Source organism: Bacillus sp. LR--39, assembly GCF_053613335.1.
The window spans coordinates 1-542 of sequence record NZ_JBSIOT010001464.1; the positions used below are offsets into that span (position 1 = coordinate 1).

The 542-nt window shown below is 51.7% G+C and carries 1 protein-coding gene and 1 pseudogene; both read right to left on the reverse strand.

What is annotated here, in order from left to right; all coding sequences use genetic code 11:
- Positions 1 to 212: pseudogene (locus ACWHAR_RS31155) on the reverse strand (amino acid permease); the annotation flags it as partial.
- Between the two features lie 33 nt (positions 213 to 245).
- Positions 246 to 542: aminotransferase class III-fold pyridoxal phosphate-dependent enzyme (locus tag ACWHAR_RS31160; protein WP_452088939.1), on the reverse strand; the 297-nt coding region annotated here is incomplete at its 5' end.

The window sequence follows — 542 nt, forward strand, 5'->3', positions numbered from 1 at the left end:
TCACGGATGGCAGAAGACAGCTCCGCGTACGTTAACCCGATTAAGATGACGAGTATGCCGCCGATGATAAACGCGATCGTGCTGCCCAAAAAGCCGGCTGTCGAAATCCAGTCGCCGGAAAGGACGACCCAGCCCCAGCCGAGCATAGCTCCGATCGCTAAAAATAGCACATCCGTCTGCGACATCGTTTTTTTCATTTGCTGTTTACCCATCAAAATCCGCTCCTTCTTTTAGAAGATGTCAAACTAGAGCTGTTCCAGCGCTTCTTCAATGATGCCGAACCCTTCCTCAAGTAATTCATCAGTAATGACGAGCGGAGACAGAAAACGGATAATGTTGCCGTTGATCCCTGCCGTCAACAAGAGCAGACCGTGTTCATTGGCGTACTTGGCAATCTTGGCCGCAGCTGCTTTGTCCGGCTCCCGCGTCTTTTCGTCCCTGACAATTTCAATCGCAGCCATTGCGCCAAGTCGGCGGACTTCCCCAATCTGCGGATATTTCATCTTCCATTCAAGCGCCCGCTCTTCGATGGCTTTGCCGAT